The sequence below is a fragment of the [Mycobacterium] stephanolepidis genome, assembly GCF_002356335.1.
GTDB classification, from domain to species: Bacteria; Actinomycetota; Actinomycetes; order Mycobacteriales; family Mycobacteriaceae; genus Mycobacterium; species Mycobacterium stephanolepidis.
Genome location: NZ_AP018165.1, coordinates 122749 through 136783, shown reverse-complemented (window position 1 = coordinate 136783; position 14035 = coordinate 122749). Strand labels below are relative to the sequence as shown.

Genomic DNA, 14035 nt, shown 5'->3' with positions numbered 1-14035 from the left:
AACCCGATGTCATGGAATTCTCGCCGTTCTCTCAGCCGGAAGGCATTGCGCCTTCATTCAGATAATCATATTATCTGAATGAAGTGCTCGACGAGGAGAGGTCCACACATGGTGAAAGTGCCGTTCTGGTTCAGACAGTCCCGGGGAGGCCCGCCATGTCTGTAGCCGTCGTAACCGGGGCGGGCAGCGGCATCGGACGCGCGACCGCCGAGCGTTTCGGCCGTAAAGGTTGGACCGTCGTGGTATCCGATATCAACGAGACGACAGGCGCCGAGACCGTTGACCGCATCGTGCGCGATGGTGGGAACGCCGTCTTCCGCCGCCTCGATGTCGCCGATCTGGCGGATTGGGAGCTGTTCACCGATTGGGTATGCGAGCACCATGGCCTGCCGGACCTGCTCGTGAACAACGCGGGAATCCTCATTGCCGGTGGCTTCCTGGAGCAGACCGGCGCGGACTGGCGGCGGATGATCTCGATCAACATGATGAGCCCGCTGGTCGGATCGCGATTGTTTGTGCAGCGCATGGTCGAGGCCGGCGCACGAGGTCACATCGCCAACATCTGCTCGGTTGGGGCGTTCATGCCGACTTCCCTGGCGCCGTCGTATGTCGTTGCGAAGCAAGGAGCTTGGTTTGGCACACAGGCACTACGCGCTGAATTCGGGCGGCGCGGAATCGGTGTCAGCGCGATCTGTCCCGGCTTGATCGACACAAACCTGTCCGCGAACGGCACCCGCAGTGGTGTGGACAACCCCACGGGTACAACGTGGACGGACAAACTGAGCCGGGGGCAGCACTTCCTCGGACGCTCCCCCGATCATGTGGCCGCCGCGATCGAGCGGGGCATGCGGTGGAATCTGTCCACGGTACCGGTCGGACTGGAAGCCTGGTTCGGCTGGTACCTGTACCGACTCTCCCCGGGCTTGTCCCGTGGGCTCATGGGCTTGGCGCGGATGTCGCTGGCCGAACGTGTCGTGGATCTGGGCGCGCGCACCCTGACCACCTTGGGGATCGGAGCAGGCCGATGAAGACCGCAATCGTGACCGGGGCCGGATCGGGCATTGGCCGAGAAACCGCACGCCTCTTCGCCTCCCAGGGAAATCGGGTAATCCTGGCTGATATCGACATCGATGCCGCCGAGTCCGCCGCAGGCGAGATCGTCACCGCAGGCGGCACCGCGATCGCGTATCAACTGGATGTCGCGGACGAGGAACAGTGGGAGACCTTCGGTAAGTGGGTCGATGCCGAATTCGGCGCTCCACACCTACTCGTCAACAACGCCGGAATCATGGACTGGGGTGGCTTTGTCGAGATGACCGCGCAGGAGTGGCAGCGCACCATTGACATCGACTTGATGAGCGTCATCTACGGCTCACGCGTATTCGCCCAACAGATGGTCGATGCCGGGGTACCCGGCCACATCGTCAACATCTCCTCGGGTGCGGCCTTCCTGCCGCACAAGATGATTGCCGCATACGGAACCGCCAAGGCAGCCGTACTCATGGCATCCCAGGCGCTACGCGTCGAACTACGTCGCCACCGCATCGGGGTCACCGCGATATGCCCGGGTGTTATCAACACGAATCTGATCGCCAATGGTCATCGCGCAGGCATCAGCGAGATCGATCAAGAACAGTGGTACGCCAGCGCCGGCAAGATCCAGTCGATCAGCTACGCAGGCCCGGACAAAGTGGCGCGCGTCATTGAGCGATCGGTACGACACAACTGGGCCGTCGTTCCGGTGAACCCCGAATCGTGGTTCATCTACGGGCTCTACCGCCTGTCACCGAGCCTCAGCCGGGTCGTCACCGGTATCGGCTCATTCGAACTGGCCGACGGCCTGATGTCTCGGCTGCAGCCCCTCCTGAATCGAGTCGGACAATGAGCGCACCATCACCGGAATTCGATGTCGCGATCATCGGTGCCGGCCCCGGCGGCATCGCAGCCGGAGTCAAGCTACTGCAGGCCGGTATCGGCAACATCGTGCTGCTGGAACGGGCCGATGACGTTGGCGGTAGCTGGCATGAGAACCACTATCCGGGCCTGGGGGTGGACGTTCCGTCCTTCGCCTACCAGTACTCCTTCGCACGAAACTCTCAGTGGAGCAGACTTTTTCCCAAGGGCGACGAGGTCAAGCAGTATCACGTCGACGTGGCCAAACGCTTCGGTGTCCACGAACGTGTCCGCTTCAACACCAACGTCGAACGGGAAGAGTGGGACGACGCCGGATTCTGGAACCTGCTCACCAGCGACGGTTCGGTCATCACCGCACGCTTCGTGATCAGCGCGGTCGGCGCCTTCGTCCGCCCCAAGGCCGATGTCGGCATCGCCGGAGCGGACTCATTCGACGGCAAGGTGCAACGGCCTACGGCCTGGGACCACTCGTACGACATGGCGGGAAGACGTGTCGGCATCATCGGCACCGGAGCCAGTGCGGTGCAGATCATTCCGACGATCGCGCCGCAGGTATCGCATCTCAGCGTCTTTCAACGCACACCCGTGTGGTCGCTACCCAAGCCGGACCTTGAAATCGGTCCCATCCTGCGCCCCCTATACGCGGCGCCCGGCGTGCAGCCAGCACTCAATGGCGCCGTCCTGGTACTGGCCGACCTACTACTGCGCACCCTGAGCAGAGCACCGTTCCGATGGTCACGGCCCGCGATGAACAGGTTCGATGCGGCATCTATTGCCGCATACCGGCGCTACATCCGTTGGGTGGTGAAAGATCCGTCTACGGCCGAGAAACTAGCTCCCGACTTCGGCCCGCTTGCCAAGCGCCCGACCATATCCAACGGCTATCTGCAGGCGTACAACCGTGACAACGTCTCGCTGATCACCGAGCCGATCGAGAGAATTACCGCGGCCGGCGTCCAGACACGCGATGGCGCCGAACACCGATTCGACGTACTGGTGCTGGCCACGGGATACGAAGTGTTCTCCGATCCGGAGACCTATCTTCCCGGAACCATTGTGGGCAGCAATGGATTCGACTTGGCCAAATACTATGCCGAGCAAGGACTGCAGGCCTACGAAAGTGTTGCGGTGCACGGTCTTCCAAATCGATGGACGTTGTGCGGACCGTATTCGTGGACGGGCTCGGGTTGGCATGCCTTCATGGAGATGACATCGGATCACGCCGTACGTGCGATCACCGAGACCAACCGGCGCGGTGCGATTCGCTGTGAAGTACGCAGGGAGATCGCCGACACCTACCATCGGACGGTGCGACAACGGTCCGAAGCCATCCGGTACTACCTTGCAGAACTGAACGGGCATATTCCGACCTACTACCGGAACTCACAGGGCGACAGCACGTACCTGCGGCCAGCGGGCTTCTTCGAGGCACGCCGCAGCACACGCAAGTTCCCGCTCGACGACTACGCCTACGAGAAGCAGCCCGCGGAGGTGCTCGCATGAACGACTCGGTACCCATTGCCGCACCCGGCGGCACCGTCAGCGTCGAGATGGCTGGGAGTGGCTCCGCGCTACAAAGGTTTTCCCACGCGGTGGCGCGCGCTCTGCTGCGAGCACCACTGGAGCTTCTTGCCAAACTCACCATACGATTTCCATCGCTGAGGACGCGCGGATTCCGGGCCGTCAACTTCGTCGAGATGGCCGCCTACCCGTTGCGCCCGAGGAGGGGTACCGCGCGTCGCATTGTGACGTTCCCCCGCTTCCGCGCGGAATGGTTGTGGCATAAGGACCTTTCCGACCCCGAGAATCCTGTGGAGGGCGCGGTGCTGTACTTCCACGGCGGTGCCTTCATTCTTGGCGGCCTCCACAGTCACCGACGCATGACGGCACGCCTTGCGCGCACGGCGGGAACGCGACTACTCGCGGTCGACTATCGCCAGCTCCCGTTGGCACACATCACCGAGTCCGTCGCCGATGCCGTGACCGCCTACCGATATCTGCTCGACCAGGGATACACCGCCGACAAGATTGTGTTCGCGGGCGATTCGGCCGGAGGCGGACTGGCCTTCAGCGCGGCGCTCGCCGCTCGAGATCTCGGATTACCCGTACCCGGTGGCATCGCCGCCATCTCTCCCTGGGCGGACCTCGATTGTTCGGCCAAGAAGGCTCATCCGAACGAGACCCGCGACGCGATGCTATCCGGTCTCATCCTCTCGGTTCCCGGCGAACTGGGTATGGCCCCCGGCGGGGTGTTGGACCCTGCCTGGTCATCGGTGAACCACGATTTCACCGGCCTACCAAAGGTTTTCATTCAAGTGGGATCACTCGAGGTACTGCTGGTCGATGTCGAGCAATTGGCCGGCCGCTGCGCCGAGGCCAACGTGCCGTGCACGGTCCAGATCTGGGACCACGCCATACACGATTTTCAGATAGCGGCGGATCTACTGCCCGATGCTCGCGCGGCCGTTGCCGACATGGCGTACTTCATCAGCCAGATCACCAACCCGACCATCTCCAAGACAGGCACACCGTGAGCACACCCGCCCTCCCCCAACACGAGGTCCTCGTCGTAGGCGCCGGATTCGGCGGTATCGCCGCGGGCGTCAAGCTACGCAAGGCCGGCATCGAGGACTTCGTCATCGTCGACAAGCATCCGTCCGTGGGCGGAACCTGGTTCATCAACAAGTACCCCGGTGTCGCGGTGGATATTCCGTCCTTCATCTACAGCTACTCCTTTGCCCAAACCGGGAACTGGAGCCGCCTGTTCGCGCCGGGCGACGAGCTGCAGCAGTACGCCGAGGACGTGGTCGATCAACATGGCCTGCGCGACAAGCTGCTGCTGAGCACCACAGTGCTCGGCAGCCGGTTCGACGAGGCCACCGACATCTGGCATGTGCAGACCGACCGAGGCGAAATCACGGCACGGCACGTGATCGTCGGGATCGGGGGCCTGGAAGTGCCGAATCTCCCGAACATCCCGGGCATCGATACCTTCGCCGGCAAGCTCCAGCACACCACGGCGTGGGACCACGACTACGACCTCACCGGCAAGCGGGTGGCGGTGATCGGAACCGGCGCCACTGCGCTGCAGTTGGTACCGGCGATCGCCGATCAGGTCAGTCACTTGACGGTGTTCCAGCGCACCGCGATATGGGTCGCACCCAAGCTCGACTTCAAGACCGGCCCCCTCACCCGCTTCATCTTCGGTAACCGCCTGCTGCGCGCGCCCCTGCGCGGTGCCGGCATGGTGCTCGTCGAGCTCGGGCTCGGCGGTGCGCTGCTGGGCGGGCAGCTGTTGGGGGAACGCATGTACAAGGCGGTGTTGCAGAGCGTTGGTCTGGCGCTGCGGGGATGGATGTGGACACAGCTCCCCGGACAACCCGAACTACGTAAGAAGCTCACCCCGACCTATGCCTTTGGCTGCAAACGGCCGTCGATGCACAACGAGTGGTTCTCGACGTTCACCAAGCCCAATGTCGATCTGGTGACCGAACCCATCGAACGCATCACGGAGGACTCCGTCGTCACCACCGATGGCGTCGAGCACAAGATCGATGTCCTGGTGTGTGCCACCGGATTCAAGGTCATGGAAAAGGGTGCCACACCACCGTTCCCCTGCCTGGGACGCGATGGCGTCGACCTGAACACCTGGTGGGATGAGAATCGCTATCAGGCCTACCAGGGGGTGACCATTCCGGGTTGGCCCAACGCCTATATGCTGATCGGCCCGTGGGCGTACTCACCCGGATCATATCTAGTGCTGCTGGAATCAACTGTGGCACATGCTGTTCGGGCAATATCGGAGTCCCGGCGGCGCGGAGCAACACGGTGTGAGGTTCGTCGGGAGCCACACGACAAATACTGGCAACAGATGCTGTCGCGTGCCGCGAAGAGTCACCTACCCACACCGCTGTGCGCCGGCTCGAACACCTACTACATCAACTATCAGGGTGATGCCGCCGCGTACCGTCCATCCACCAATACCGAGATGCGCTTGCAGAACCGATATTTCCCATTCACCGACTACGAGTTCACCAGCGTTAGGGAGAAGAACTCAGTCGATCTCGCCACGTCTCCAGGGTCTGCATGAACACGCTGGTCGACTGATCGAGACCGACCAGGCCCATGGTGTGGTTGACGACCAACCCCATGCCCGTCGCGATGATCGCCGCCACCGCGTCGTCGAGCAGGACGCCCTCGTCTACATCGACGCCTTCGCTCTGCAGCTGTCCCAGAAGTACCGCTTTCACCCCGTCCTGCAGACCCGACACCGTCTGACGGATGAGCTCTGATTGTTCGGGACTATGCCGGGCGGCCAGGAGATACTCCGTGGTGAGGCCGATCCAATCGGTCTCACCACTGAGAACTCGCCACTTCGCCTCGACGACTCCGAGTTTGGCCGACGTCCCCTCGGAGGTCATTACCGCCAACGCGACCTGTGCCAGCCATCCTTCGTAATGAATGCGCAGGAGTTGCTGACATAACGCGTCTTTGCTTTCGAAGTTGCTGTAGATCGACCCCTGGGTGCGTCCTGCCTCGGCCGCTATCTGCGCGACCGTCGTCGCGTGAAATCCCCGTTGTAGAAAGACCGTCTCGGCGGCGGTGAGCACGAGCTCGCGGGTCTGCGCCTGGAGCTCCTCACGTGTCAGCGCCCTCGGCATCGACACCCCGCTCGCTAGTCCGCGCGCCCCATCGTGCGCCTTCCGATTCCCGACCGTAGCCGGGTGGCTCGCAGTATATCCAGCTACCGCAATCGGCTCGGAAATCGCTACTGGGGGCATGGGCTTCGGCGGCCGCTAGGTCACGACAGGATTTCGCGCGGCCGCCCCGATGAGGGCCTTGGCTATGGCGCCCGCCGGTGCGATCTCGCAGGCGCGGTGCGCCCGGAAGTCCCAGGTGACCTCACGACCTCCCGCCGTCGCGACGAAGACGCCGCCCAGCTGATAGGGGTCGCCGGTTCGTTGATACGGATATACGCCCTCACGCATCAGGTTCAGCCACGGTCCGAGGTTCGAGGGTCCGATCGTGCCTCCCCGATACCGCCAGAGCCCCATCGTTCGGTACAGCGTCTGGTCGTGGGTCACCAGCACCAGCGACCGCGTCTGGGAACGCTTGCGGAACGTGAACCCCTGGATGGAGGTTCCCAGCCCAATGAACACGACTTTCCCTCCGGCAGCGGTGATCTCGTCGTGGTACTTGTTGAGGGACTGGGCCTGCCGGAGTGCGAAAGCGCTGCCGAACTGTCGCAGGAAGACCAACGCCACCGGACCGTCGGCCCACAGCTCCTGAAACTCATGCAGGTGGTGACGGTCATCGAGTAGCCGCTCGTTGGCCATGATGTCGACGCGAGTCATACCAGTGCCTCTGCCGACGGTGCCGTTGCCAGAGCATGCATCGGGCATGCACTGGCCTCGAGCGTTCCACCCTTGCCCTGCTGCAGTTTCAGGCCCACTTCATGATCGAAGGGCACCGGCCCGGTGTCCGGTGCATGCCGGATCGCGTTGTGCATGTATCCCCACATCTCGTATCCGAACCAGGGAAGAATCAGCTTTTCGACAATCGGATTACGCAGTGCACGCACAGCACCCTTGATCGCGAATGTGCCGATGGCGGGCCGGATCCGCATGGTCTCCAGATCGCAGATCTCCCGGACATACGGCGTGAGCAACGGGATCGCCGCCCAGATCGCGAGTTTAATGCCCGCACCCATAATCGCGTTGGGGTACAACGGCGTCCACGGATTGTGCAGCATGAAGTCATACAGTTCCTGGGCCGGCCGGGTAACCGCCATGATGTTCTTCTCCGCATCCCTCACCCAGGCCTCGACGGCCTCCGGCGTATCGGGAAGCTCGCCCGCCGGCATGCCCATCAACTCGCACACGCGCACCTGCTCCTTGTAGAAAACGCACTCGTCCTCATACGTCGCATTCGGGTCGCCAAACCTCTTGTACGCACGCCACAGATGCGGCCATCCGACCACATACGTGAACTTCAGCGTTTCAACATGATTCGCGCGATACGCCTCGCCGGTCGACGGCACGTCGCCATTGACGTGCGAGTGCTTACGGAAAAGATCCCGCCCGACCCTGACCGCTGCGTCGGTGTCTCCCGCGACTGCCCCGGCGAAGAACAACAGACTCCGGCGAATCCTGCCCACCGTGTCGTAGTAGTACGTCGTGTGCTGGCCGACGCCGTAGGCGCCATCGGGGTCGATGGTGGAGATGAACAACCCTGACAGCGCGCCCATCCCGGCGATCATGACGTTTTCGTAGACCTTGAAGCTGAGCGAGTCGAGCCCGAAGTAGCCGTCGTCCCGGCGCGGCGCTTCGGCGATCTGTAACGCCTTCTTGCCGTTTTTCCCGTGCAGCTTCAACAGGAAGTCGTACCGCCGGTCACGCCTGCGGCGTTCCTCTACAGTTCCCGCGTATCTCGGGTCGTCTCGCAGGCTGCCCATAGTCCAACTCCCTTGCATCGCAATGTGACGTGCGTGGCCCTAGTTGGTTTAAATAGTATCGATATTCAGATTGCGATGCAATATTAATATGGAAAGAGGCTCCTCCACCCGCTCGGTTACGACGACTTGTCGGCATACGGTGCTACAACACCGGTATGAAGAAATCACCGGAGTGGCGCCACGCCATCAGCTGCGGTGTGGCATGCCGTGACTGCATCCAGGACATCGATCACTGTCACGGCACTCTCATCGTGCATTCCGCTCGCCACGCCGAGTGCACAGATCGCGAATGCGACGGACTCTACCTACTTCGACACAGCCTGGTTATCGATTGCATTGCCGCACAATGCGATTGTGAAGGCGAGATACAACTAGCCGGTTAGCCCATCGGGTCGGCCGACTGCGCCAGTTCCTCTGCGCTGGCAGCCTCCTGATGCGGGAATGGCGCCACCGCATCACCCCAGTGCACGCAGCTCCATCGCCCATCGGTAATCGGCGCCAGCACAACCGCTTCCGCATTGCGCAAGTGATGGTTCACCGCGAAACCCGGATCCACTCCGGCGAGCGTGGCCGCCACCAAGCGAATCGCCGCACCGTGGCTCACCACCACCACATCGCCGGTCGATGCGTCGTTTTCCAAGTGCCGCAACCGGAGCTCGGCGACAACGGGCAGGTATCTGTCGAACACGTCTTGCGCGGATTCGCCACCGGGCAAACGGGTTCCGAAGTCACCAAAATGCCAACGCTCATACGTGCGATCGAAAACCTCGAACGATTCCACGCCGGTGTGGTCCTCCAACTCCCCGGCCTGCACCTCGTGCAGACCGTCGAGCTGAAGAGCCTCCACGCCAAGGTGTCCCGCGATCTCCGAGGCAGTCTGGACAGCGCGCAGCGCCACCGAATGCACCAGTATCGCCGGCGCCAGCTCCTCGTACTGCTTGGCGAACAGGCGTGCCTGTTGCAATCCGAGTTCGGTCAGCGCCGCACCGGGCGGTTTGGTGTCTAGTCGGCGTTCGACGTTTCCGTAAGACTGTCCGTGCCGGACCAGGACAAGGCGCCCACTCATCGCAGCTTCCCTTCCCGCGTCTCAGCCAGCCATCCCGACGCCTCGTCCAACACCGGCGGGTTGGCGCCGTCGGGTGCCGTCGTCTCTCGTGGCCACGATCCCAAATACCGCACATCCTCACAACGACGATGCAGTCCCTTGAGTGCCTCACCTACGGCGACATCGTCGATATGCCCGACACAGTCCAGGAAAAAGCGGTACGTACCCAGACCGGTCCGGGTGGGACGGGACTCGATACGGGTGAGGTCGATGTCCCGGATCGCGAACTCGTTCATGGCGGCAGCCAGGGCACCGGGTACGTTGCCCAGCCCGAGCACCACAGAGGTGCGATCGGAACCAGTGGCCGGTGGCGGCGGCCCGGGTTGACCCACCAGGACAAAACGAGTGTGTGCATGAGCTTCGTCGACGACACCGCTGGCCAAGGCATTCAGCCCCAGGCGCTGCGCGGCCCATTCTGTACACACGCCGGCATCGGCCCGCTGCGCCTTCACATCCTCGGCCGCCGCGGCGTTCGAGTTCGCGGCGACCAGCTCGGCATTCGGCAGGTTGTCCGCCAGCCACTCGCGTACCTGAGCGACGGCGATCGGGAAACCGGCGACGGTCTTCACATCCTGAGCGGAAGTACCCGGCCGCACCGCGATGGTGAAGGACACCGGCAACACCGCCTCGGCGAAGATCTGTAGCGGAGTACCCACCGCCAGGGTGTCCAGCGTCGGCACCACCGGGCCTTCGAGCGAACTCTCTATCGGAACGCAGGCGTAGGTCGCGTCCCCCTTCTGCACCTGCACCAATGCGTCGCGCGCGCTGGCGACCGACACCGGTTGTACTTCGGGCGAGCCTGGAATCCGCCCCGTCGTCCGCAGCTTGATCAGCGCGGCCTCGGAAAACGTCCCTTCCGGCCCCAAATACGTGATCCGCTGCACACTCCAAACCTTAGGCGTTCTATCGCCCGGCGAACCCTCGACACAGTCGACAGCACAGGTGTCCCTTGCACTCTCCGCAGTCCGTTGTTAACTTAGGCTTACCTCAGTTGGTTGGTACGACAGGGTTCACAAGGAAAGGGTCGCCATGACCGCAGCACCGCCCACCACCGCAGAACGCGTGCGCTCGGCATGTGCCCGCGCCGCAAGCTCCACTCTCGCCATTGCCGGAGCCGATGTGGTCGGAACCTCGCTGCACCACCTGTTCGACGACGGAACCTTCGCCGTCGCGGTCCCCGCCGATAGTGCGATCGCGGCAACAGTGGTCTCCGCGGGGCCGAACGGCATGCCGGCACTCCTGGAACTGACGGACCAGGCCCCGTTACCGCTGCGCGAGCCGGTCAGATCCCTGGTCTGGGTACGCGGCAACGTCGTGGCCGCTACCGATCGGGAGGCCCGCGGCATCGTCGACGTCATCGCCAGTCGCACCCCCGATCCGGCACTCCTGGACATCCGCACCGATATGCGGCTGCGCACGGAACCGGGCTCGATCCTGCTGTGCCTGACCGTGGAGTCCGTCGTTGTCGCCGATTCGACGGGCGCTGAATCGGTTGATGTCTCCGCGCTGCTCGGCGCGCGTCCCGATCCCTTCTGCGCACTCGAGGCCGGGTGGCTCTCGCATATCGACAACGACCACCGTGATCTCGTCGAACGACTGGCGCGGCGCCTCCCGCTGAACCTGCAGCACGGTGAGGTGCGGCTGCTCGGCATCGACCGCTACGGCATCCAACTGCGCGTCGAGGGTGCCGCGGGAGACCACGACGTGAGACTGCCGTTCAACGAGCCCGTCAACGACACCGCCGGACTGAGCCAGGCACTGCGCATCCTGGCCGGCTGCCCCTTCCTCAACGGACTGCGCGCCCGCAAGATCTAACCCAGCAACAGTTCGCGCAACACCCCGGCGAACATTGCCGGGGCAGTGCGGTGCGCGAAATGATCCTGTCCGACAAGCTCTTTGACTCGTACGCCGGCCACCCGCCGGGCCAAATAGCCCACTGGCTCGCGGAACTGCATCGGCGAGTTGGCCCCCTCCAGCAGCAGCATCGGAATGACCACTCGCGTGTACTCATCGAGCACTTCGGCGCACTTTTCCAGCGCCTGAAACTCCCGCGACACGGTCACCGAACGTGCCCGGACAGCCTCGCTGCCTTCCCGATTCGCCACCGCCACACTCTCCGACACCGGAAGCGGTGGCTCGTAAAGAACGACGGCCGCCACATCGAGTCCGCGACGCAACGCCTCCAAGACCACGACGGCGCCGAACGAATGGCCGAGTATCACCGCGTCGGGCCCGGCCTCTGCGGCCACCGCGATGACGTCATCGGCCTCACGCGCCAGGCTGTGCTCCGCCGCGTCGGTACTCGCGCCGTGCCCACGCCGGTCGATGAGAAAACAGGTGAAGTCCCGTTGCAGCTCCGTGGCGACATCAGACCAGGTCGCCCCCGAATCCATGGCTCCGTGCACCATGACGAGTGGTGGCCCCTCGCCAGACACGGTCAGGCTCAGTCGCACTCCATCGGGCGATGCCACATAGCGCAACGCGCTCACCACATCGGACACTCTTCTACCAATACCAGCCACAATGAGCGCCGTGGCCGAATCGGACATGTCAGCGCGCACAATCCGCATCGAGATGGGGATTGTGCTCGCCATCAGCTTCGGGATGAGCGCTGTGAGCGCCCTTCTGCAGTTCACATCTGCCGTCATCGCGGGACTTTCCGGCCAGACCGTCGCCCTCAATCCCCGTCGCGCCGAGCTGAGCCTGATCGACCTCGGACTGAATCTCGTGTCGATCACGCGGTTGATCGCGTGGGGCGCACTCGCGGTGTATTTACTGTGGCGCAGCGGATTCGGTCCGTCCTCTATCGGGCTCGGCCGCTGGCGCTCACGTACCGACGGCCTGGGCGCACTCGGCTTGGCGGCGCTCATCGGACTGCCGGGCCTGGCGTTGTACGTCGGCGCGCGCTGGATGGGCCTGAGCGTTCAGGTCATTCCCGCCTCACTCGACGACACCTGGTGGCGAATGCCGGTGCTGGTGCTGTCCGCCTTCGCGAACGGCTGGGCCGAGGAAGTGGTGGTCGTGGCCTACCTGCAGACCCGACTGCGGCAGCTGGGCTACGGAACTGCGACCGCGATCGCGGCCTCGGCGCTGCTGCGGGGTTGCTACCACCTGTATCAAGGTGTCTCCGCCGGCATCGGAAATCTGGTGATGGGTCTGGTCTTCGGATACGTCTGGCACCGGACCGGACGGCTATGGCCGCTGGTCGTCGCCCATGGCGTGATCGACACCGTGGCCTTCGTGGGGTTCGCGTTGCTCCGGGATCACCTGAGCTGGCTCCATTAGCCTCATCTCATGGGATGCGCACGATGACCGAGCCCACCATCCCCTTTCGCGGACGCCGCCCCCACCGACGGGGGAGCGGGAGGACAGCGAGGTCATCCGGCGGTATCCGCAACAGCCACCGCCCCCACCGCCCCCACCGGCCCGCACCCCGCCGCGTCGGCAGGGGCCACCGCCTCCGCGCCGCGAACAGCCTCCACCGCCGCGTCCGCCCTCACGTGATGTGCGACCCCGACGGTCGGCACCGCCGGGCAAACCACCTCCACCCCCGCCGCCGTCACGTCCGCGCCGCAAGAGACGGTGGGGTACCTGGATACGACGCACTCTTCTTCTCGCAGTGACCCTTGTTCTCGTCGGGTTCTGCACCGTCGTCGGCACCGCGTTCTGGATCGACGGGCGGTTGCACCGCGTGGACGCGCTCACCGACTATCCGGAACGACCCACCCCCGGCAGCGGGACGAATTGGCTTCTGGTCGGCTCCGACAGCCGTCAAGCCCTCAGCCCCGAACAGGAGGCGGAACTCTCGACCGGTGGCGATACCGGTGATGGCCGCACCGACACCATCCTCGTGGTGCACATACCCGCCTTCTACGACGGTGGGCCCGCCACCATGGTGTCGCTCCCCCGCGATTCGTACGTTCCCATTCCCGGATACGGAAGCGACAAGATCAACGCCGCGTTCACACTGGGCGGAGCGGCGCTGCTCACCCAGACCGTCGAACAGGCCACCGGCCTACGCATCGACCATTACGCCGAAATCGGATTCGGTGGATTCGCCTCGGTGGTCGATGCCGTCGGCGGTGTTTCGATGTGTCTCGACGAACCGATCGACGACCCCCTAGCGGGAGTCAACCTGGCCGCCGAGTGTCAGATACTCAACGGGCCCAACGCACTTGGATATGTGCGCAGCAGGGCCACACCGCGCGCAGACCTGGACCGCATGACGCATCAGCGGATCTTCATGGCCGCGCTTCTTCACCGCGTGAGCAGTCCGGCGGTGTGGGCCAACCCATTCCGGTGGTATCCACTCGCCACGTCCACCGCCGATGCCATCGCCATCGCTCAGGGCGATCACAGCTGGAATCTGGCGCAACTGGGTCTGGCGCTCGCCGGTTCTATGCAAAACCTGACAATGCCCATCGGCTCCTTCTCCTCAAACTGGGCTGGGGACATCGTCACCTGGGATGAGGACGCCTCGGCGCGGCTTTTCGAAGCCCTGCGCACCGGTCAGCAGGTTCCCGCAGACCTCTTACCCGACCCGGCCACACCGACCCCTTGAC

General features: G+C 63.7%; 16 protein-coding genes. 9 read left to right on the top strand and 7 right to left on the bottom strand.

The window, feature by feature from the left end; genetic code table 11:
- Positions 1–155: 155 nt before the first annotated feature.
- The 5 genes from MSTE_RS00715 to MSTE_RS00695 are packed head-to-tail and all read left to right on the top strand — an operon-like array spanning position 156 to position 6004.
- A complete protein-coding gene (locus tag MSTE_RS00715) occupies positions 156–1028 on the top strand; it encodes an SDR family NAD(P)-dependent oxidoreductase (RefSeq protein WP_096498358.1) in 873 nt (290 codons plus the stop codon).
- Complete coding sequence (locus tag MSTE_RS00710) at positions 1025–1885, top strand: SDR family NAD(P)-dependent oxidoreductase (RefSeq protein ID WP_096498357.1); 861 nt, start codon at positions 1025–1027, stop codon at positions 1883–1885. The genes MSTE_RS00715 and MSTE_RS00710 overlap by 4 nt, the downstream gene beginning before the upstream one ends.
- Entirely contained in the window at positions 1882–3417 is a 1536-nt protein-coding gene (locus tag MSTE_RS00705; protein WP_096498356.1) for a flavin-containing monooxygenase, read from the top strand. Before MSTE_RS00710 ends, MSTE_RS00705 begins: the two co-directional genes overlap by 4 nt.
- A complete protein-coding gene (locus MSTE_RS00700; protein WP_096498355.1) occupies positions 3414–4448 on the top strand; it encodes an alpha/beta hydrolase in 1035 nt (344 codons plus the stop codon). The genes MSTE_RS00705 and MSTE_RS00700 overlap by 4 nt, the downstream gene beginning before the upstream one ends.
- On the top strand, positions 4445–6004 hold the full coding sequence (locus tag MSTE_RS00695; RefSeq protein ID WP_096498354.1) for a flavin-containing monooxygenase: 1560 nt from the start codon (positions 4445–4447) through the stop codon (positions 6002–6004). Before MSTE_RS00700 ends, MSTE_RS00695 begins: the two co-directional genes overlap by 4 nt.
- Here the strand turns inward: MSTE_RS00695 and MSTE_RS00690 are convergent.
- The 3 genes from MSTE_RS00690 to MSTE_RS00680 form a co-directional block, all read right to left on the bottom strand.
- Positions 5955–6581, bottom strand: coding sequence for a TetR/AcrR family transcriptional regulator (locus MSTE_RS00690; protein ID WP_162291339.1), 627 nt, complete (start codon positions 6579–6581; stop codon positions 5955–5957). The genes MSTE_RS00695 and MSTE_RS00690 overlap by 50 nt on opposite strands.
- A gap of 129 nt (positions 6582–6710) precedes the next feature.
- Complete coding sequence (locus MSTE_RS00685; protein ID WP_096498353.1) at positions 6711–7268, bottom strand: peroxiredoxin-like family protein; 558 nt, start codon at positions 7266–7268, stop codon at positions 6711–6713.
- Positions 7265–8368, bottom strand: coding sequence for an oxygenase MpaB family protein (locus tag MSTE_RS00680; protein ID WP_096498352.1), 1104 nt, complete (start codon positions 8366–8368; stop codon positions 7265–7267). Before MSTE_RS00680 ends, MSTE_RS00685 begins: the two co-directional genes overlap by 4 nt.
- Before the next feature lie 155 nt (positions 8369–8523).
- On the opposite strand from MSTE_RS00680, the gene MSTE_RS00675 reads away from it, so the two are divergent.
- Positions 8524–8751, top strand: coding sequence for a hypothetical protein (locus MSTE_RS00675; RefSeq protein WP_096498351.1), 228 nt, complete (start codon positions 8524–8526; stop codon positions 8749–8751).
- Here the strand turns inward: MSTE_RS00675 and MSTE_RS00670 are convergent.
- Both MSTE_RS00670 and pheA read right to left on the bottom strand, forming a co-directional pair.
- Positions 8748–9434, bottom strand: a complete 687-nt coding sequence (locus MSTE_RS00670) for a histidine phosphatase family protein (RefSeq protein ID WP_096498350.1) — start codon at positions 9432–9434, stop codon at positions 8748–8750. The genes MSTE_RS00675 and MSTE_RS00670 overlap by 4 nt on opposite strands.
- A complete protein-coding gene (gene pheA, locus MSTE_RS00665) occupies positions 9431–10357 on the bottom strand; it encodes a prephenate dehydratase (RefSeq protein ID WP_096498349.1) in 927 nt (308 codons plus the stop codon). Before pheA ends, MSTE_RS00670 begins: the two co-directional genes overlap by 4 nt.
- 145 nt (positions 10358–10502) lie before the next feature.
- Here pheA and MSTE_RS00660 point away from each other — a divergent pair, with 145 nt between their 5' ends.
- Positions 10503–11288: a DUF2470 domain-containing protein gene (locus MSTE_RS00660; RefSeq protein WP_096498348.1), complete on the top strand. Its 786-nt coding sequence runs from the start codon at positions 10503–10505 to the stop codon at positions 11286–11288.
- On the opposite strand, the gene MSTE_RS00655 is transcribed toward MSTE_RS00660, so the two are convergent.
- A complete protein-coding gene (locus MSTE_RS00655) occupies positions 11285–11974 on the bottom strand; it encodes an alpha/beta fold hydrolase (RefSeq protein WP_162291338.1) in 690 nt (229 codons plus the stop codon). The two genes, MSTE_RS00660 and MSTE_RS00655, sit on opposite strands and share 4 nt — an antisense overlap.
- Positions 11975–11996: 22 nt before the next feature.
- Here MSTE_RS00655 and MSTE_RS00650 point away from each other — a divergent pair, with 22 nt between their 5' ends.
- Positions 11997–12758, top strand: coding sequence for a CPBP family intramembrane glutamic endopeptidase (locus MSTE_RS00650; protein WP_162291337.1), 762 nt, complete (start codon positions 11997–11999; stop codon positions 12756–12758).
- A 92-nt stretch (positions 12759–12850) separates the two neighbouring features.
- Here the strand turns inward: MSTE_RS00650 and MSTE_RS24850 are convergent, their stop codons facing one another.
- Positions 12851–13000, bottom strand: a complete 150-nt coding sequence (locus MSTE_RS24850; protein ID WP_157997600.1) for a hypothetical protein — start codon at positions 12998–13000, stop codon at positions 12851–12853.
- A 92-nt stretch (positions 13001–13092) separates the two neighbouring features.
- Here MSTE_RS24850 and MSTE_RS00640 point away from each other — a divergent pair, with 92 nt between their 5' ends.
- Complete coding sequence (locus MSTE_RS00640; RefSeq protein ID WP_096498347.1) at positions 13093–14034, top strand: LCP family protein; 942 nt, start codon at positions 13093–13095, stop codon at positions 14032–14034.
- The last annotated feature ends 1 nt before the right edge of the window (position 14035 follow it).

Excerpts from the sequence above, each read along its gene's own strand:
- MSTE_RS00715 (WP_096498358.1), top strand. The coding sequence starts at position 156 with ATGTCTGTAGCCGTCGTAACCGGGGCGGGCAGCGGCATCGGACGCGCG.
- MSTE_RS00710 (WP_096498357.1), top strand. The coding sequence starts at position 1,025 with ATGAAGACCGCAATCGTGACCGGGGCCGGATCGGGCATTGGCCGAGAA.
- MSTE_RS00705 (WP_096498356.1), top strand. The coding sequence starts at position 1,882 with ATGAGCGCACCATCACCGGAATTCGATGTCGCGATCATCGGTGCCGGC.
- MSTE_RS00700 (WP_096498355.1), top strand. The coding sequence starts at position 3,414 with ATGAACGACTCGGTACCCATTGCCGCACCCGGCGGCACCGTCAGCGTC.
- MSTE_RS00685 (WP_096498353.1), bottom strand. The coding sequence starts at position 7,268 with ATGACTCGCGTCGACATCATGGCCAACGAGCGGCTACTCGATGACCGT.
- MSTE_RS00680 (WP_096498352.1), bottom strand. The coding sequence starts at position 8,368 with ATGGGCAGCCTGCGAGACGACCCGAGATACGCGGGAACTGTAGAGGAA.
- MSTE_RS00675 (WP_096498351.1), top strand. The coding sequence starts at position 8,524 with ATGAAGAAATCACCGGAGTGGCGCCACGCCATCAGCTGCGGTGTGGCA.
- MSTE_RS00670 (WP_096498350.1), bottom strand. The coding sequence starts at position 9,434 with ATGAGTGGGCGCCTTGTCCTGGTCCGGCACGGACAGTCTTACGGAAAC.
- MSTE_RS00660 (WP_096498348.1), top strand. The coding sequence starts at position 10,503 with ATGACCGCAGCACCGCCCACCACCGCAGAACGCGTGCGCTCGGCATGT.
- MSTE_RS00650 (WP_162291337.1), top strand. The coding sequence starts at position 11,997 with ATGAGCGCCGTGGCCGAATCGGACATGTCAGCGCGCACAATCCGCATC.